Origin of the sequence: Paenibacillus sp. Soil522, from assembly GCF_001428245.1 — a bacterium.
GTDB lineage: Bacteria > Bacillota > Bacilli > Paenibacillales > Paenibacillaceae > Pristimantibacillus.
Genome location: NZ_LMRV01000001.1, coordinates 330,960 through 349,986, shown reverse-complemented (window position 1 = coordinate 349,986; position 19,027 = coordinate 330,960). Strand labels below are relative to the sequence as shown.

Sequence of the window (19,027 nt, the reverse complement as noted above, 5' to 3'; positions counted from 1 at the left end):
CTATCGTACCCGTTAGCGTAACGTTTAACCTAATCGGTATTACCTTGCTCTAGTGTTATTGTTTTTAATCTGTCCGTTCCAACTGCTCCAGGGCTTATAAGATTCTCCTCAGTCCAATAACTAATTCGGAACGATGTGCCATCATCCAAATGAATGCGCAGAAATTCCTTGCCTTTGTCACCAAGTCCTTTTCCTCTTTTGTATATTTCGTCAAAACCTACATACTCCAATGCAAGGTATTCTTCTATAAATTCCTTCTCCACTTCTTCGGTGAAATCCGAAATATGGTGGCCGTCGTTGGTGCTCTCGAAGCTTATTTTGGAGACTTTACCATGAATATCATAGACATCTGAAACGGTTTTAGCTTTTGGATTACCATTCGATTGATACAATTTTTCCCCAGCGACAAGCCTAAAAGTCGATTTATAGCMTTCCACTTCATATACTTTCGTACCTTCAGGCAGGAAAGTTGCATCACGGTTTTTCATTTTATAATCCATGCATGCGTTGTCTGATAAAGTGTAGTCGATCTCGCCAACTTCCTTTCCCTTCCCGACCTTTAAGGCTTCCTTTGAAAAAGTTTCATCTCCAACATATTCGTAGCTAATGTCATTCCACATTAAAGCGTCAATGTAGTCAATTTCTGCATCGGGGCAATCCTTAACATTATCTTTGGTTTCCAAAAGTACCTGCTTGGGGGTTTCTTTACTTTTCGAAACCTGTTTTTCTTCATGGCTCTTAGTTCCACAAGCGGTGAACAGCAGCAAGATTACCATTAGCATCATTTTTATTCTCATATAGTCAACCCCCTATTTTTATCAGTAATCAACAGACGTTCACATTGAGAGTATTGTTGCGACAATCTGCCAGATAGCAAAATGAGCAGGCCACCGCAGTGCCTGCTCATCTAATGTGTGTTATTCAACAAACGTACCCGTTAGCTTAACGAAGGCTGCCGCATGGAGGCCTATTTATACAATATTATTAACTCATTTTTCATAACCGTAAGGGGTCCAGCCAACCAAAATACGTTAAAACCACGCTTAAGAAATTAATTACGTATTACGTATGCTCCTGTTACCATAAGGAGGACAAAGGCAAAAAACAAAGGAGTGTTTTTAGAGGGGTCTTTTATCCTTGCCGAGTCCCGTTAAAAATTCCGATGGAACCCGGTGTTTTTCCGGGGTATAAAAAGGCCGCGGGGCGATCCCGCGGCCGATCATTAAGTTTCCGAAAACATAGCAATATCTTCAGTGATTGTCGTATTTGATGCTCACATAGACGAAAACTTTCTTATCCGGACTATAATCATTCCACGTATGTCCCTTAACTCTCCACTCCGCTCTGTAACCTCCGGGCACCTCAGTAGCACTGTACTCGGTACCATTTGTGAGTAACGTCGTATCTTCCGGCAATCGGTTACCCTCGCCCACGGTCTCCAGACTAAGGTCATAATTTTCTCCATACGGAGAACCCATGGAGACATTAACGACCCCATGATAGCCTTTAGGGNCAATCGGTTACCCTCGCCCACGGTCTCCAGACTAAGGTCATAATTTTCTCCATACGGAGAACCCATGGAGACATTAACGACCCCATGATAGCCTTTAGGTGGGCTCCAAAATCCACTCAATATTTGGCCTGGAGACGAAATGTACCCGTAATATAACGAATACTCATAATTGTACCGGCCGTCTGAAAAAGTTTTGGAATCGGAAAGCTGGAAGTCAGATTGGTTCGTTAGAATTTGAATGGGGGTCAAACGATCTTTTGTAGTTCCATCGCCGAGTTGGCCCGCCCAATTATTTCCCCACGCCCATACGGTTCCATCGTTTTCGACGGCGAAACTATGCCAATGGCCCGATGAGATGGCGGCCACCGAACTGAGACCCTGTACTTGAACGGGAGTGGAACTGCGCGTATACGTTCTATCAATCGATCCCCATGCCCAAGCAGTTCCATCACTTTTGACCGCCAAACTATGCGAAAGGCCTACTGCAATAGCGACTACCGAACCGAGACCCTGCACTTGAACGGGAGTATAACGAATCTTAACCGTTCCATCGCCCAGCTCGCCGGAATTATTCCTTCCCCACGCCCATACGGTTCCGTCGCTTTTTAATGCCAAATTATGATAAAAGCCCACATCTACAGCGACTACCGAACTGAGATTTTGTACCTGGACGGGAATCGACTGATCAATTTCGGGGTATCCATCGCCCAGTTCGCCATAGTCATCCCCTCCCCACGCCCAGACCGTCCCGTCGTTTTTAATTGCCAAACTATGCTCACGGTTCGCAGAGATAGCGGTCACCGAATCGAGACCTTGCACCTGAACGGGAGTCAATCGCTCATTGTTGGTCCCGTCGCCCAGTTGACCGTCGGTATTCAATCCCCACGCCCAGACCGTCCCGTCGCTCTTTAATGCCAAATTATGGATTAATCCCGCATCTACGGCGACTACCGAACTGAGACCCTGTACCTGAATGGGCGTAAATCGATCGTTTCTGGTCCCGTCGCCCAGTTGACCGTTGGCATTCGATCCCCACGTCCAGACCGTCCCGTCGTTTTTAACTGCCGAACTATGGTACGACCCTGCATCAATGGTGACTACCGAATTGAGACCCTGCACCTGAACGGGGGTCAATCGATCATTTCTGGTCCCGTCGCCCAGCTGGCCTGAGGAATTTGATCCCCATGCCCAGACCGTCCCTTTATTTTGGAGAGCGAGAGTATGGGAGATTCCTCCATCAACCATCGTTACACCCGATTTCGAACTCTCTGCTACCACCGCGGAATCGGCCTCTGCGGCGGCTGTCTGGAAGGGCAGTAGCAGTGTCAGTATCAGAAATCCATAAACTAAAAGCATAAACCGTCGTCTCATCAATCTTCACTCCATTATTTTTTACCTTGAATCTACCATATTACCAAAATCTATGAATGTGCTTATTGCACTATTACAAAACAAATCTACCAAAAATTTCAACACAAACATAGGTATATTTGCATTGAATGAACTCGATATGGACGGAAATAGAAAGAGGTTTATGTTCTTTTGACAACAATTTTCGGGAGGACATGAGTCGTGAGTAATCAGACAATCCACATTCGTCATAGCGTTATCTGCCTATAAGTAAAATTTCCTATTCAAGCGTTTTTGTTCTTGAGAACTTGATATAGCTTTGCTTTAGACACTCCGGTCTGCTCAGTTATTTCTTTTATGGTATATTTCCGACTATCATACAGAAGCAGCGCCATTTCAACTTTGCTCTTATCTAATGGCGGTCTTCCTCCTTTTCTACCTCGAGCCCGAGCGGCTTGTAAGCCGGCTTGGGTTCTTTCTCGAATTGTCTCTGCCTCCATTTCAGCTAAACCAGCCATAATAGCGAAAAAAAGCTTGCCCGCTGGTGTGCTAGTATCTACACCCAGAGTGATGATCTGCAGACTGATTCCTCTTTCTTTAAGATCATGCGAAAGCTCGATTAACTGCTTTGTCGTCCGACCAAGTCGATCCAATTTCCAGATGACTAATGTATCCCCGGAACGCAAGTACTCCAAGCAGCGAGCTAACTCTGGTCGATCACTTTTCTTTCCGGAGACCTTTTCCTCGAAAATACGCTCACATCCGGAAGCCTTCAAAGAATCGATTTGTAAATCCATGGACTGATCGGAAGTCGAAACACGTGCATACCCAATTTTAGTCATTTTCCAATTTCCTTTTGTCTACTAAACCTTCGATTGGCATATTTTATATACCTTGAATAATAGACGATTTAATAGACTAAAACAATGATCAGTTTGGGGCATTTTAAGATGATGTTTACAAAGTCTAAAAAACGATCGTTTTTTAGACTGATACGACAGCTGGAAATATTATAGAAATAATAAATTGACGGAGCATAGTAAATAAACATCTATTTTTTGATGTCCAAATCCGTGTACAACTTTAGGACACAGAAAAACCCAGCCCTCATTCGGACTGGGTTGGTGGAGGCGAGGGGCATCGGGGCAAATCCACAATTCGCCGCCGCGTGATGCTGAGACTGTTTGGGGAGGTGGCTGATCTGGCACCATGCTCCCCGTCACTTAAGAAATTGCTTTAACTCCTGGGATTTATATGGTGAATTACTTGAAGCTGGCGGAATTCATGAACGATAATCTGGAGATCGCCACACTAAAGGACGCGGACCGGATTCGCAACAAAGGGGCTGCAACCGTCGTATTGAAGCTCGGGCTGCTGAAGCCTTCGAACGGCTTCAGGAATGTCTTTTCCGAATTGCAGCCACTCCTAAAAGGAATAACGGCAAAAAGAGCCCGAACGTTCCAGCGAAAAATACCCATACTTGCAGAACAACAGTAAAGTTATAGACGATATTGGGACTGCTCACAAGAGAAAAGACAACCACCATCATTCCTAAAGGAAATACAAGCATACGATACTCTTTCAGATTCAAAATTTGGGCCAAACTTAACGCAGTCGCATAAAAGCTAATGCTTAGTTTGAAAAAAATAGAAATGAACCACAAGCCGGCTATAATCGCCTCAATCCGCTGCAAAAAATCACCGATGTTAACTTTTTGGGCCAGAACATAACTTGGGTATACATCTCTCGCCGTATGATCCGGACCGATAACCAGGACCGAGAGAGCCGTGAGCAGGACGATAACCGTTCCTCCCATGCAAGTTCCCGCGAAAAAAGCCTTGCCTACTTTCTCGGGCCGATTTACATAAGGAATGATAAACAAAAAAGTAGCATATTCCATAAAAGGATACGCTGCAAATAGAAGGGCACCATGCAGCACGGGTTTCATCCCCTCTTCAAGGACCGGCTGTATTTTTTGCACATCTATTTGAGGCGAAACAAAGATCGCAAGCAAAAGAAACAGGAGGATAAACCATGGGAAAATAATTTCTGCAGCACGTGCTATCGTTTCAATCCCAAGACGGATTCCCATCATCACAACGGATAGCATCAAAACATGGATAAACTGGATTGGCGTTTCAGGCATGATATACACGGTAAGAAAATCCCCTATATTGCGAAGAACAAGCGAAGCGAGAAGAAACGGAAAGGGGAGAAAGAGAAGCGAGACGGCTTTGCCCATCCATTTTCCAAGGATTTTTTCGCTGTATTGGGCCATATTCATTTCGGGATATAATCTGCCCAGCTTTGTATAAAGCAACCCGAATAAAAGTCCCGCTCCCACTCCTAGAATACCCGCCAGCCAAGCATCCTGTTTCGCAGGGGCAGCAAGCATGGCTGGAGCCAATAAGAGGGAGCTTCCCGCCGTAAACATAAACACCAGCATTGCAAATTGACGCGCTTCGATTTTCGCCTTTTCCAGCAACTTTTCCCACTCCGTTCTACTTAAATAAACCGAATAGTAAATCAATAAGCGGCTTATAAATAAAAGCCAACGCATCCATTGGGTTGGGGATCTCCACTTGCAATCCTTCGGCAATGCTTAACCCCGTTCCTAACAGGAGCAGGATCGAAAATGTCCAGAGCTCCTTTTTCAACCCTTGTTTCAAAAGGTAAGGAACATCGATGAAGGCGATTACAACAGCTAACGTAAGAATTCCAAAGACGATCCACATAAGCCTCTACTCCTCTAACCCTTTCAGGAAGGATTGACTGACGGTACCTGTGCGTCGAATCTTTACGTCAACCTTTACATTCACCGGAAGATCCGTAAATTCCTGATCCCAATTCTTTTCTACCGTCTTCCAAAATTTAGGATCTGTACGGCGAATGGCTTCCCCAAAGCCAAATATATCCGCTTTATATTTTTTCTGCGCTTTCTTGATTGTTTTTTCAGCAAATTCTTTTACCTTTTGTTCCGCTCTTGCTTCCATTTCATAGATCGTGTTTGTTTGGGTTAGATCAAGGTTCTTGCATTCTACCTCCCCCACATTAGCTTCTATACGGATTTCGACATCAGCTTCCGGTTTTCCGTTCTTTACCTTCCCTTTCATCGCCGCTTTGCTTCGAATGACCTCCAAAACGGCTTTTCCTCCTTTCGGACAGCGGATAACGCCCACTGTGTTTTTCACGTTGTCCATGATATAGTTATACCCTTTGCTTTCAGTTTCATTTAGCCAACCTACGAGTTTATCTTTTTTAAAAACGCCAAGTCCTATATATTGCAATCGGGTAGGATTATCAATCTTTTCTACATTTTCCTTGCTTTGACCTATTTCCTGACTCCCTTTCACTTTTAGGCCGGTTAAGACTGGATGTTTCCCCGTACTCACGAGATCGGATAGGAGATCATGCAATGTGACGCCTGAAGTGGGCGCCCAAGCTCTCTCCGACGTTTTAAGGGAATCGAACAGTTCATTGGCAGGAATTTTTTCCTGAGGCGTTAAGATCTTCAGTACATTTTCGGCACTTGTCCCCTTCGCCACAACAATAAAAAAATCCGCCCGATGTTCATGATCCCGCGATAGGAAATCCAAAAAATTTTCTATTCCGTCTCTTGCTAATTCCTCGCCGATGACAACCATTCGAATATGAGCGGAATAGATTTTTCTGGGGCTCATCGTTGTCATTTTCCTTCTCGCCTCAAACGGAGTATCTGCTGTGGCTTGATAGGTTATGACCGGTGTACGTCCTGTACCGCCATCCTTCGCCGCCACTTCTCCGGGATCAACCACTTGAGAAGTGATTCGATATTTATCCCCCGATTTATCGAACCCCATTGCCACTTCGATAGCGAGCTCATTCAATTCCTTGCGGTTCCAACAACCGGTGTTCACGGTCAGGACGAGAATGAGAATCCCCAGCATGAACAATTTTCGTTTCATCGTTCCCACTCGCTCCTTTCCGATCCCCTATAGTCGTTTTCGCGGTTCCGGTTTTGGTGTCGGAGGATTTTGCTCTCGAATCACGTTTTTCTGACTGATTAAGCGCGGGCGTGAAAACAATGCCCACTGCGGCAACCGAAACAGCATATCCTTTTGATCCGCAAGAATGAAAGGCGCAAAAGGACTCATATAGGGAATCCCAAAAGAACGCAAGCTGCACAAGTGAAGCACGAGTGCAATTAAACCCAAGGTAATGCCAAATAAACCAAAGGAAGCGGCAAGCCCCATTAACCCAAACCGTAAAATTCTTACGGAAATCGCCATATTATAAGATGGAAATACAAAACTCGCGATTGCAGTGATGGATACCACAATAACCATCGCCGCAGATATAATGCCAGCCTCTACAGCAGCTTGTCCAATGACTAACGCCCCTACTATGGATACCGCTTGACCTACGGCTCTCGGCAGTCTCACTCCAGCTTCCCGCAGAATTTCAAAGGTCATTTCCATCACGAGAGCTTCAATAAAAGCAGGAAAGGGTACCCCTTCCCGTTGGGCTGCCAAACTGATCAGCAGTGGGGTCGGGATCATTTCTTGATGAAAAGTGGTAATGGCAATGTAGAGAGAAGGTGCCAACAAGGCGATAAAAAAACTTAAATATCGAAGCAAACGAATAAGTGTTCCGATATCCGCACGTTGATAATAGTCTTCGGCTGCCTGATTGAATTGGCCGAACAAAGCAGGGACTAAGAGAACAAAGGGAGTTCCATCGATTATAATTGCAACACGCCCTTCCAATAATCCGGCTGCAATCACATCAGGACGTTCAGTATTGTACACCGTAGGAAAAGGAGTGTAGGTTTCGTCCTGAATCAATTCCTCGATATAGGCGCTTTCCAATATCCCGTCGATATCAATTCGATCCAGACGAGAGCGTAATTCTTCGACCACCTTGTCATTTACAATCCCTTTGATAAACATGATCGCGACATCCGTTTTGGTGACTCTCCCTATTTTCCGGCTCTCTAACCACAGGTTAGGGTCTTTGATTTTTCGACGAATCAATGCGGTATTGGTAAATAAAGTTTCCGAGAAACCTTCCTTTGGTCCGCGTATCACCGATTCGGAGGTAGGCTCCGTCACCCCGCGATTTTCCCATCCGGCCAATCCGATGGCAAAACCTTGCGTATATCCATCCAGTAAGAAAATGGTTTTCCCTGATAAAAGGGTGGTAAACAGCGTCTCAAAATCCGTTACATCTTTAATTTCGCCTACCGTAAGGGCAAAATCCTTGATGAGCTGTAAAGCATTCTGACCGGAAGAAACCTTTTGCTCAAACTCCGTTCCCCGGGTATCCAACATGAGAGATTCGATGATAAAATTATGAACAGAATTGGTATTTACCAATCCTTTGGTGTAGAGAATCGCAGCTTTGATTTTCCCTTCTGATCCAAGCGGAATTTCTCGGATGATGATATCTCCGCTGTTTCCAAGAGCTGCTTTTACCTGCTGAATATTTTCTTCCAGACTTGTTTTCAGAGCTTCCATCGTTAACCCTCGTGTTTCACTCGTATTATTAAATCAAGTATCGTCTTGTCAAGACCTTTTTAAACTAAAGAACTCCCGTTGAAGACGAACGCGCTTTCGGGATGAACCTGCATGTGGTGTAGATCAAAAAAGAGCCAGGCCATCGTTACAAATGGCTTGGCTCTGTCTTTTTCCGAGATAAAGGCGATGAAAGCGAAAATCCACAACCTCGTGCGGTTGTGGATTTGCATGGTGGAGGCGAGGGGATTTGAACCCCTGTCCGAAGATCACGCCACACAGGCTTCTACGGGTGTAGTCACAGTTTTGATGTCACCCGAGTATCGCCCCGTAACCCACCACTGCTTAAACTATACTGATTATCTAGGTATTTTATTAGTGCCGTGATCTGCTGTTGCGAACCACAGAAAGGTGTTATGTCGCTCAACAAAGAGCAGCTGCCTCGGAGGCAGCCTGCTCTTTGTTTCGGTCAACTAACGTAAAAACCCAATAACCACGCGGGTTGAGAATATTTTCCCGTATGATACAAAACTGACTTGTGTATTATTCGCCATGGAGTAAAATCATCTAAAACATCACGTTTGCGACTGTAACTATTAATTACATTTCCAAAACATCCATTTTCAATTGAGTTAAACCTATTATTAAATTCAATTTTCATCACGCAGATAATACTTACTGGCGGTGCAAATAAAACCGCTGTCTTGATCAATATCATCGTCTGTATCGCAAATGCAGCAAGGCGGTTCCACGTCGATCGGATAATACTTGTCATCTTCACATTCCATGCAAACCAATTCTTCCTCAAAACTATTCTCGTCTTCCATGTAATCCGCTCGTTCCAGCAATGTACAACAGTTTGGGCAATATTTCATATCCAACCCCTCCAATATTTGATAAAAAAGCTTCGCGCCTTTCGGCGCGGTACCGATTATTTACAAAAGCGCTCGTCAGTAATGACTTCGATCATATTGGAACGGGCAACGAGATCAGGCATAGCTTCCTTCCAATCCCACGCGGATTTCATTTCCTTGTGGAAGCTATCACTAAGTTCAGTAGCACCCTCCAAACCTTCAATGTTGCTTTCCCAGCTTTCCTCGCTATCCCACGTTCTACCGCTTTGCATAAACATCTTAATGACGCGATTGCCATACTTTCGAGCTACTTGTGTACCGGGTCAAACTCCAGCCAGGCGGGCAGCATTCGATTCTTCTAAGGTTTGACGGTAAAAGCCGTGTCGTTCCATATCCGAACCATTCCGAGTAATAGCCGAATAAAGTTAATTGATGAATGGAAGACATCTTGACCTGAATGTGTACAGGGTTATTTTGATAGGGCCGGGGAAGATTTTCAAGGGGGATATCAAGCAATAGCGCGGTTGACTTAGATAAAGGAATGCTGTCTGTATCCCCCGATGGTTGTAACTCTACAGAATGATCCAGATCCCAAATGACGTAATCTTGAATACGAAGATGTAACGCCCCCGGTGCTTGAACCGTCACCGGGGTCCCAGTACATAGGCAATAAGGCGGAATTATGGCATCGACAAGCGCCTGAAATGTCGCCTGGGTATGAGGATCGCGTATGCCCTCATGTCTCCAGGAACTCACCAATGATTTCACCGCCTCCGTGCAAATGGATACCTGCTAAAACGTTATCTTATTGTATTTATGATGTTGGATTTACATGTCCGTCAGTTCTACATAAAAAAGGCAAAAAAAACCTCCAGATCCGCATGTTTGGAATTCTGGAGGTTTCTTTGTTTATTGTTAATTAGTTATTGTATTCGATATAGAGAGCTTCTGCGGCTAAACGCGCTGTTTCCCGTGCCTGCTCCACATCGGGAGCGCTGCTAAGCGCAACAGCCATACGGCGGCCTACTTTCGTCTCCGGTTTGCCGAACACGCGAACCTGCGTGTTTGGTACCGCAAGAGCTTCCTCGATACCGCCGATCCGGAATGAGGCAGCTTCGCGATCTGCTTTCAGCGTATGCGATGCGCCTGGCGTCAGCAAACGAACCGCCGGTATCGGAAACCCAAGAATTGCTCGAACATGAAGGGCAAATTCGGATAAATCCTGAGTAGCCATTGTCACCATGCCTGTATCATGCGGACGCGGCGACACTTCACTGAATAAAACGCCATCCTTCGTGAGGAAAAGCTCGACGCCGTAAATGCCATACCCGCCAAGCTCATCCGTAATACGGAGGGCTATCTCTTCCGCTTGAGCGATTTGCTGCTCGGTCATTTCATGCGGCTGCCAGGATTCAATGTAATCGCCATCCTTCTGAACATGTCCGATCGGCGGGCAATAGCTCGTACCCGAAACGGAGCGAACGGTCAGCAGCGTAATTTCGGATTCAAATGTTATGAAGCCCTCCACGATAATCCGCTGCTTCTTCGCGCGGCCGCCCTCCATCGCATAATTCCAGCATGCTTCAAGCTCTAATTCGGAGCGGCATACGCTCTGCCCTTTGCCCGAAGAGCTCATGATCGGCTTAATGACACAAGGAAAGCCAAGCACTGATGCCGCAAGGCGAAGCTCGTCCAGCGTATCGGCGAAACGGTAAGGTGCCGTCGGAAGCTCCAATGTCTCGGCAGCGAGGCGGCGAATACCTTCGCGGTCCATCGTTAGCCATGCGGCGCGTGCAGTAGGAATGACGCGGTGTCCCTCCTTCTCAAGCTCAAGCAGCGTTTCCGTTGCAATCGCTTCGATTTCTGGAACGATAAAATCCGGACGCTCTTCTTCGATAATGCGGCGCAGCTCCGTTCCATCCAGCATATCGACCGTATAGCTGCGATGCGCGACCTGCATGGCCGGCGCGTTCGCATACCGGTCTACGGCGATCGTTTCAACGCCTAGACGCTGAGCCTCCAGCACAACCTCTTTTCCAAGCTCGCCGGAGCCAAGCAGCAGCAGTTTACGGGCGTTCGATGTTAGCGGTGATCCATACATAAACAAAAAGAACCTCCTGGAAGCAAATCGAAACGTTGTCCACTGCCCTAAAGGTTGCGGACATGCGCTTCGGTTCGTTTTTTCTTCCATTGTGGAGGTTCCAAGGGTAAAAATCAACCATTTTATGAACAGCTGTTATAGAAAACGGTATTGCGCCTCAATCAAGCCGTTATAAACGCCGCGTCTTGCAATGAGCGATTCATGGTTGCCCTGCTCTACGATCTTACCATGGTCAAGCACGATAATTTCATCCGCATGGCGAATCGTCGACAAACGGTGAGCGATCATGAAGGATGTGCGTCCCGCGAGCAGCGCTTTAAGCGCCTCTTGAATTTTCAGCTCGGTTTCGGTATCGATGCTCGCCATTGCTTCGTCCAAAATTAAAATTTGCGGATCAGCAAGCAGCGCCCGCGCGAATGACAACAGCTGGCGTTGACCCATGGAGAGCACATTTCCTCTCTCCTCTACCTGCGTGTCGTACCCGTCAGGCAGCCCTATAATGAAATCATGGGCATTGACGGCCTGAGCCGCCTTCACGACTTCCGCATCCGTTGCATTCAGTCGACCGTAGCGGATATTGTCGCGGATCGTGCCTGCGAAAATAAACGTATCCTGGAGCACGATGCCGACCTGCGAGCGCAGACTCTCAATCGTGACGTCACGGATATCGACGCCATCGATGAGTACGCGTCCCTCCACCGGATCATAAAAGCGGCAGAGCAGGTTAATGATCGTGCTTTTGCCCGAGCCGGTATGCCCGACAAGCGCAATAGATTGACCGGCCTTCACATCAATTGTAACGCCCTTCAGAGCCGGCCTACCCTTCTCGTACTCGAACACGATGCGGTCGAACTTCACGTCGCCTTTAATTTTTAGCAGCGGTTTGGCTTCGGTTAACTCGGCGACTGTCGGCTCCTCATCGATAAATTCGAAGATGCGCTCCGAGGATGCCATCGCAATGAGCAGCTGGGAATACATTTGACCGAGCCGGTTGATCGGGTCCCAAAAATTACCGATATAATTGGCATATCCGACCAGCAAGCCGACCGTGATCGCTCCGGCTTGAATGAGATGAGCGCCGTACCAGAACAGGATAAACGTTCCGATTGCCGATGTGACCTCGATAATGGGTCCAAAGGCTTGGTTGAGCGCGGATGCTTTGTTCCACGACTTAATATTGTCCGTATTCATATGTTCGAAAAAGCTCATGTTGTCTTTTTCCTGCACATATGCTTGCGTTACTTTCATCCCTTGAATGCTTTCATTCAAGTGGGAGTTGATACGGGATTGCTTCATCCTGACATCCTGCCAGGCGAAACGGATTCTTTTGCGCAACGTCGTCGATACGAGAAACATGAGCGGCACGGTAATCATTACCGCAAGTCCAAGTTTAAAGTTCCATATGAGCAAAATAATAACGATACCGAACAGCTGTACACAGTCCATCAGCAGGTTGACGACCCCGTTCGTGAACAGATCCTGCAGCGCATTTACGTCGTTCGTTACGCGAACGAGCACCGAGCCGGCCGGACGTTTATCGTAGAAACGGAAGCTCAACTTTTGAATATGCTGGAACAAATGGTTTCTTAGGTCATAAATGACCTTTTGTCCGATAATATTCGTATATTTGATCCGGTACGTATTGGATGCCCATTGTATAATATACAACAACAGCATAATAGCGGCGAAGATAAGCAGCTTCTGTACGCTCGTCTCCCCGCTCCCCGGGGCGATCGCTTCATCGATCGCGAGGATGACGAGCGCCGGCACGCCGAGCCGGGTCATCGTCCCGAGAATCATCATGAATATAACAGGCATCAATTGTTTCGAATAAGGCTTCATGTACATAAACAATCGGCGCAATTGTCCCCAGTTAAAAGGTTTTTCGATTAGCTCGTCGTCCTGATAGATGAAGCGTTCATTTTTGTTGCTGGCCTTTGCTTTGACACTCGTGCTCATTATACGGTACTCCCTTTCCGATCTTCCGCCGCCGCCAGTGGTGCATTATCCAGCGGGTAATCAGCATATTGAATGTTGTAGGTATCGCGGTAAGGCCCCTGCTGCGCGATTAATTGCGCATGCGATCCGCGCTGAACGATATGGCCTTTGTCGAGTACGATAATTTCATCCGCATGTCTGAGCGAAGAAATCCGGTGAGCGATAATGAAGGTCGTGCGACCCGCCATCAGCTCCTTGAAGCCCGCTTGAATATCATGCTCGGTTTCCATATCTACCGCGCTGGTTGCGTCATCCAAAATAAGAATGCGCGGATTTTTGATCAGCGCTCTCGCAATCGCGATCCGCTGCTTCTGTCCGCCGGATAGACCCATCCCTCTTTCGCCAACGATCGTATCATAGCCTAGCGGCAGCTCCATAATGAAATCATGCGCTTTGGCCAGCTTAGCTGCGTTCTCGATTTGTTCCGGAGTTACATCTTTAATTCCGTATGCAATATTGTCGCGGATCGAGGCCGAGAATAAAAACGTTTCTTGAAACACAGGCGCTATCAGGCGGCGAAGGCTTGCAACGTCCAGGTTACGGATATCGATGCCATCAAGCGTTATTGTGCCATTTTTCACGTTATAGGCTCTCATCAGCAATTGAATAATCGTCGATTTCCCCGAGCCCGTCGCTCCAAGAAATCCGATGACAGAGCCAGCTGGCGCGTCGATCACAACGTCGGTTACAGCTGGCGATTTGTCGGGATAACTGAAGGTAACATGGTCAAAGCGTACATGGCCTTTTACCGAATCATTGTTGACTTCAATCGCGTGCTCAATATTTTTGACATGTACATGCTCGTTCAGCAATCCCAGCACCCGCTCGCCTGATGCTTTGAACTGCGTATAGTTGTTAATATGGAACCCAAGTCCCCACATCGGACCGATAATGTACCATATCAAGCTGAAAAACGCGACGAACTCGCCAAGCTTAAGCGACTGATTAATGACGAGAATACCGCCGGTGACAAGCAGGATGACAGCGCTTAAGTTAGCTACAAGCTCCATGACCGGGAAAAATTTTGCCCAAATCTTAGCGGCGCCGACTTGATTCGTTTGATACGCTTCACTCCGTACCGAAAATTTCGATACTTCATGCGACTCGCGCGCAAATGATTTGACAGTACGGACTCCTGTAATGTTCTCCTGCACCGCTGTCGTTAAGTTACTCATCGCTTGGCGCATTTCTCGAAATGCGGGATGGATGCTGCGTTCGAAGCGAATCGCGGCAAAGCCGAGCAGCGGTATCGTTACTAGCGTGATGAGCGTCAGCTGCCAATGAATCGACAGCATCATGACGCCTCCGAACACGATCATGAGCACCATGTTTAAAATCTGCGCAAAGCCGAAGCCGATAAAGTTGCGGATCGCTTCCAGATCCGCTGTCAGACGCGACATCAGATCGCCCGTCTTGGCTTTGTCGTAATACTGAAAGGACAGCGTTTGCAGCTTGTCGTACAAAGCGTTCCGCATGCGGAAGGCAACCCGGTTTCCGAGGCGTCCGCCAAAAAATCCGTGTAAAAACTGCATAAAGCCTTTAAATGTGACGACTCCAACTACCGTAAAAGCAAGCGCTGGTACAAGCTCGAATTTCTGTGGCGTGATCACATCATCAATCAAGTATCGCAGCAAATTCGGATAGACAAGTCCGAGCGCTGTAGCGCTCATTAAGCATAGGATGGAGGAGAACAAAAACTTCCGTTCCGCCCAATAAAATGCTTTCAACTGCCTTAATACGTCCAAGTAAATCCATCTCCCCGTTGCTATTTTGTAAGTATGAATGAATATTATCAGCATCGGGAAATGCGAGCAAACAGTATAAATATGCGTATATGTGATTGATACCGCTTATATTGGCGATATGGAAATTGGAAACGGTCAATGCTCCTAAATGGTCTTAAATCATTGCATATATGTGCCAATTACTCACTTTTTGCACAGAAACACACAAATATAAAAAAAGCTTTTGCAGGCGCAATACGCGCCCGCAAAAGCATTCAGCTGTTAATAAGATGGAACTATCTACATTCATTGAAAATTAGATATGAATTAACCGATTGTATAGCTGCTTTAGCTCCGACGTATCCGCGCTTCCAATTAGCAGGCTGCGCTTCCCGCTCTCATAGGCAAGCATATCCTCTTGCAGCTGGCTGCCGGCTTGATCGGCAGCCTTCTGCCATATCTGCTCATAGAACGAAGCCCAACGCGCCGTTTGTTCAGACATCCATCCGTTCAAGGAAGGCGCAAGCAGCGTTTCCAGCTCTTTGCGAAGCAAGGATTTGCCCTCTCCTTCAAAAAATTGACGCGGCGATTTAAATCGGCTCCACAGCAGCTTCGCATCGACTGCGGCTGCTTCCCATGGAGCCGGCTCCTCCGGCGTTGGCAAAGCTGCAGCTGCATATGGGATAGCGCTATACGACGCAATTGACGCTTCCAAACGCTGCGCCGAGCTGACATATTGCTTTTGCAATAACGAATGAACGCCCCGTTCCATCCGCAGCGACGTTGCCAGCATCTCCTGGGAGAGCTCCAGCTGGACAAGCCGCTGCAGCTCAAGCCACGACGTCCAGATCGCTTTGCGGAGATCACGTCCATCGTCCTGCAGCGATGCCGGATTAAAGGTCAGGTTATAAAACTCTCCGAAACGGTATTGCAAACGCTGCACAACATAATACAACAGCTCGCTAAGCTCCTGTTTAAGCTGCTCGGGCATAGCTCCTGTCTGCAGGGCTGCGATCTCGCGTTTCCCTTCGTTAACAGCATGCGCTAATGCGTTAAGCTCCGCTTCCCGCGCCGCGGCATCGCCCTCAGCGCTTTGCAGCCAGCCTGCAACCGTAGCTGCCGCACGTTTTAAATCCTGCTCCGCCGCATCAATGGCCAAACGTCCGAGGTCGTTTTGAATAAACGAAATAAATGATTGCTCGAATGCTTCGATGCCGGAGCGCCTCAGCAGCTCTGAATTTCCATCCATTTTTCCGTCAAGCGCCTGCAGGCTTGATACAGGGAACAGACGCGGCGAACGAATGGCATGTTGAAGCAGATTCGCCTCCACATGCTTTAATACGCCTGTAAGCTCCTCTTGATCAGCTGCCAAATCAGCCGCGTTAACGAGGAAAAACATTTTGTCGAGCTCGAACTGATCCTTCACCCTGCCCAGCTGCATCAGAAACTGACGGTCCGCTTGCGAGAAGGCATGGTTGTAGTACGTTACGAACAGTATGGCATCGGCGTTCTTGATGTAGTTAAATGCAACGCCCGTATGTCTCGCATTGACGGAATCGGCTCCTGGCGTGTCAACGAGCACGATGCCCTGCGCGGTTAAGGCGCAGTCGTAGTGGAGCTCGATTTCACTGACGAAGCAGGAACGCGATTCCTCCGCCACGTAGCGCTCGTACTCCGCTTGATCAACCGAAAGCTGCTCTCCGAGCTGCGCTTCATGCTCTGCCCAGCCCGCGCGAGCGGCGCGCAGGAAGCTGTAATGCGGGCGGCCGCCAGCCCCGATGGAATCCGGTGAAAGGCGGTCAATCGCCCGCATTAGCGCTGCGGCATCCGGCAAATGCTCGGAGCCCGCCTTCTCGCCGAGCAGCGCCAAGGAATAGCGCACGTCGTCCTCGATGGCGGCGCGCGACTTCATCACGATGCGCGCCATGCCATGGCCGTGCTCCGCCGTAGGGGGCACGAGCCGGTTGATCGCGGCTGTCGTCGGATTCGGCGAAACCGGGAGCACCGGCTCGCCGATCAGCGCGTTCGCAAGCGATGATTTGCCGGCGCTGAAGGCGCCGAACAATGCGATGGTGAAGCGGCTGTCCTGCAGGCGCTTCGCCTTATCGCGCATCGCGTGCGCAGCGGGAGCAAGCGCCGCGTGCGGAGCAAGCAGCTCAGCGGCGCCCGCTAAGCGCGCAGCAGCGCTGTGCTGCTGCGCGAGGGCAGCTCCGCCGGCAAGGGCGCTCCGCCCCGCTGCCGCGTGCCGCTGCGCCGCTGCAACGCCGCTGTCGCTCGCCAGCGAATCGCGCGCAGCAGCTGCTTCACGGGCAGCTTCGCGGGCAGCCTTGCCAGCCGCTTGCGATTGCGCTCCCGCATCTGCAGCGCGCGGCGCGGGCAATACCGGCCTCGCCGGCGCCTCAGCCATCGCCTCAGCGAGCCGCGCTTTATGCTCTGCAGCGCGCTGCTCCATCGCTGCCATCGCCCCAAGCGCGCCAGCCTGTGCGCGAAGCGCCGCCAGCTGTGCATTCGCCTCAGCGGCTGCAGCTTCGCCTGCCGCCGCAGCATGATCCGCCAGCGCATCGATCAGCTCAAGCGCCCGCTGGCGGTAAACCAACTTCACATCCGCGGCAAGGTCGCGACTATACGTCATCGTATATTCATTGCCGATTACGGCGCCAGCCTTCACCCGTGCAAGGAGCCATTCCGAATCCGGCAGCCACGCAAGCTTCCGCGCGAGCTCCGTTTCCAGCCGCTCGCCATCAAAACCGGTACGCTCCGCTTCCATGCGCAGCAAATGCTTCACATGCCAATCAATGGATGCGCTGATTAAGCCGTTCAATTCCCCGCTGAAAGCCTGCAAGCGCCTTTCCTGCTCCGCAGCCGTCTTGGCCGCCGCAAACAGCAGACCCGCCTTAAAGCCGGGCTTACGGCTCTCCAGAAACGTCTGAGCCAAATCACGCAGTCCCGCAGGCGTAATATTTGCATTATCGAGCAGCGTCTGCAGCTCTTTGCGCAGCTGTGCCCGATAAACCTCTTTTTCTCCCGCAATTTTAGTGATCAGCGCCTTCAACCGCTCCATTTCACCCGATACGCGGGCTGCCGCCTCTTCGCCGCCAGCTTCCTCGAGAAGCCGTTCGCGCTCAGGTTCCGCTTGAAGCTCGCCCCACTTCAAATGGCCATCCGCCAAATGACGCAGTGAGGCGTCTACGCTGTATACGCAAAGCGGCTTGCGGAGCGTTTGTAGCTGCTCCAGCAGCTCGATTAATTGCTCCCATTGCTGCTGCGGATGATCCGGCTCCCGCAACGACAAATAGACGATCCCCGCCGGCTCCAAATGCCAAGCGTGAAACGCATCCTCAACACTTTGACGATAGCTTGCGAAGGACAACTCGCGGTCGCGGTGCTTATCGATCTGATTAACGATAAAGTATAGGGGCTTCCCCCAATCCTTCAGCTGCTTGGCAAAAGTAAAATTGATTTCGGATTGCACATGATTATAATCCATCACATAAAACACGACGTCGGCAAGGTGGAGTGCAGACTCCGTTGCCATCCGATGCGCGTCGTCGGTTGAATCAATACCAGGCGTATCAAGCAGCACCGTATGGTCGCCCAGCAGCGCGCTTGGATAAACGATGGACACGGATGTAAACTGCTCCCCGTCTATGCAATAGCGGTCAAGCTCGTCGATTGGAACCTCCGCTTTCGCCGCCACGCCGCTTCGCAGCGTTTCCACTGCCGCATAGGCCCGATCGCCGCCGCGAATCGATACGACGTTCGCGCTGGTTGGGATCGGACTTGAGGGAAGCAGCTTCGCGCCGCATAAACGATTGATTAAGGTTGATTTGCCTGCCGAAAAATGCCCGCAAAAAGCGACAGTAAGCCGACCCTCGGTCAGCTTACTGTTTAGCTCCTGTGCTTGCTTTGCATGTATTGTATCTCCCGCTGCCGCCATCAAGCCGGCTGCCTCGGATAATGCTCCCGCTATGCTTTGCACTGTTATTTCTGTCATT

At 48.9% G+C, this 19,027-nt stretch carries 14 protein-coding genes; all 14 read right to left on the bottom strand.

Going from position 1 to position 19,027, the window contains the following annotated elements:
* Nucleotides 1-29: 29 nt before the first annotated feature.
* Nucleotides 30-797 carry a hypothetical protein gene (locus tag ASG81_RS01750; RefSeq protein WP_056628215.1) on the bottom strand — a complete coding sequence of 256 codons (768 nt, stop codon included), beginning with the start codon at nucleotides 795-797 and terminating at the stop codon, nucleotides 30-32.
* A 716-nt stretch (nucleotides 798-1,513) separates the two neighbouring features.
* On the bottom strand, nucleotides 1,514-2,884 hold a 1,371-nt coding region (locus ASG81_RS01745), incomplete at its 3' end, for an RCC1 domain-containing protein (RefSeq protein ID WP_442952794.1).
* A gap of 263 nt (nucleotides 2,885-3,147) precedes the next feature.
* On the bottom strand, nucleotides 3,148-3,705 hold the full coding sequence (locus ASG81_RS01740; protein ID WP_056628212.1) for a recombinase family protein: 558 nt from the start codon (nucleotides 3,703-3,705) through the stop codon (nucleotides 3,148-3,150).
* A gap of 551 nt (nucleotides 3,706-4,256) precedes the next feature.
* Entirely contained in the window at nucleotides 4,257-5,348 is a 1,092-nt protein-coding gene (locus ASG81_RS01735; RefSeq protein WP_056628210.1) for a GerAB/ArcD/ProY family transporter, read from the bottom strand.
* A 16-nt stretch (nucleotides 5,349-5,364) separates the two neighbouring features.
* Nucleotides 5,365-5,598, bottom strand: a complete 234-nt coding sequence (locus tag ASG81_RS01730; protein WP_056628207.1) for a hypothetical protein — start codon at nucleotides 5,596-5,598, stop codon at nucleotides 5,365-5,367.
* A 6-nt stretch (nucleotides 5,599-5,604) separates the two neighbouring features.
* Complete coding sequence (locus ASG81_RS01725) at nucleotides 5,605-6,807, bottom strand: Ger(x)C family spore germination protein (protein WP_056628204.1); 1,203 nt, start codon at nucleotides 6,805-6,807, stop codon at nucleotides 5,605-5,607.
* Nucleotides 6,808-6,834: 27 nt separating this feature from the next.
* The gene (locus tag ASG81_RS01720) at nucleotides 6,835-8,358 is read right to left on the bottom strand and encodes a spore germination protein (protein ID WP_056628201.1); all 1,524 of its coding nucleotides are present in this window, start codon (nucleotides 8,356-8,358) and stop codon (nucleotides 6,835-6,837) included.
* A 647-nt stretch (nucleotides 8,359-9,005) separates the two neighbouring features.
* Nucleotides 9,006-9,230, bottom strand: coding sequence for a hypothetical protein (locus ASG81_RS01710; protein ID WP_056628195.1), 225 nt, complete (start codon nucleotides 9,228-9,230; stop codon nucleotides 9,006-9,008).
* A 56-nt stretch (nucleotides 9,231-9,286) separates the two neighbouring features.
* Nucleotides 9,287-9,481, bottom strand: a complete 195-nt coding sequence (locus ASG81_RS01705) for a hypothetical protein (protein WP_056628192.1) — start codon at nucleotides 9,479-9,481, stop codon at nucleotides 9,287-9,289.
* A gap of 7 nt (nucleotides 9,482-9,488) precedes the next feature.
* Nucleotides 9,489-9,965 (bottom strand): hypothetical protein, encoded by a 477-nt coding sequence (locus tag ASG81_RS30540; RefSeq protein ID WP_155971077.1) that lies wholly within the window; start codon nucleotides 9,963-9,965, stop codon nucleotides 9,489-9,491.
* Between the two features lie 163 nt (nucleotides 9,966-10,128).
* A complete protein-coding gene (gene purT / locus ASG81_RS01700; protein WP_056628189.1) occupies nucleotides 10,129-11,310 on the bottom strand; it encodes a formate-dependent phosphoribosylglycinamide formyltransferase in 1,182 nt (393 codons plus the stop codon).
* A 135-nt stretch (nucleotides 11,311-11,445) separates the two neighbouring features.
* Nucleotides 11,446-13,269 carry an ABC transporter ATP-binding protein gene (locus ASG81_RS01695; protein ID WP_056628186.1) on the bottom strand — a complete coding sequence of 608 codons (1,824 nt, stop codon included), beginning with the start codon at nucleotides 13,267-13,269 and terminating at the stop codon, nucleotides 11,446-11,448.
* Nucleotides 13,269-15,053 carry an ABC transporter ATP-binding protein gene (locus ASG81_RS01690; RefSeq protein ID WP_056628183.1) on the bottom strand — a complete coding sequence of 595 codons (1,785 nt, stop codon included), beginning with the start codon at nucleotides 15,051-15,053 and terminating at the stop codon, nucleotides 13,269-13,271. The genes ASG81_RS01695 and ASG81_RS01690 overlap by 1 nt, the downstream gene beginning before the upstream one ends.
* 295 nt (nucleotides 15,054-15,348) lie before the next feature.
* Nucleotides 15,349-19,026: a dynamin family protein gene (locus tag ASG81_RS01685; RefSeq protein WP_056628180.1), complete on the bottom strand. Its 3,678-nt coding sequence runs from the start codon at nucleotides 19,024-19,026 to the stop codon at nucleotides 15,349-15,351.
* Nucleotide 19,027: the final 1 nt, after the last annotated feature.

Excerpts from the sequence above, each read along its gene's own strand:
- ASG81_RS01740 (WP_056628212.1), bottom strand. The coding sequence starts at position 3,705 with ATGACTAAAATTGGGTATGCACGTGTTTCGACTTCCGATCAGTCCATG.
- ASG81_RS01730 (WP_056628207.1), bottom strand. The coding sequence starts at position 5,598 with ATGTGGATCGTCTTTGGAATTCTTACGTTAGCTGTTGTAATCGCCTTC.
- ASG81_RS01725 (WP_056628204.1), bottom strand. The coding sequence starts at position 6,807 with ATGAAACGAAAATTGTTCATGCTGGGGATTCTCATTCTCGTCCTGACC.
- ASG81_RS01720 (WP_056628201.1), bottom strand. The coding sequence starts at position 8,358 with ATGGAAGCTCTGAAAACAAGTCTGGAAGAAAATATTCAGCAGGTAAAA.
- ASG81_RS01710 (WP_056628195.1), bottom strand. The coding sequence starts at position 9,230 with ATGAAATATTGCCCAAACTGTTGTACATTGCTGGAACGAGCGGATTAC.
- ASG81_RS01705 (WP_056628192.1), bottom strand. The coding sequence starts at position 9,481 with ATGCAAAGCGGTAGAACGTGGGATAGCGAGGAAAGCTGGGAAAGCAAC.
- purT (WP_056628189.1), bottom strand. The coding sequence starts at position 11,310 with ATGTATGGATCACCGCTAACATCGAACGCCCGTAAACTGCTGCTGCTT.
- ASG81_RS01695 (WP_056628186.1), bottom strand. The coding sequence starts at position 13,269 with ATGAGCACGAGTGTCAAAGCAAAGGCCAGCAACAAAAATGAACGCTTC.
- ASG81_RS01685 (WP_056628180.1), bottom strand. The coding sequence starts at position 19,026 with ATGACAGAAATAACAGTGCAAAGCATAGCGGGAGCATTATCCGAGGCA.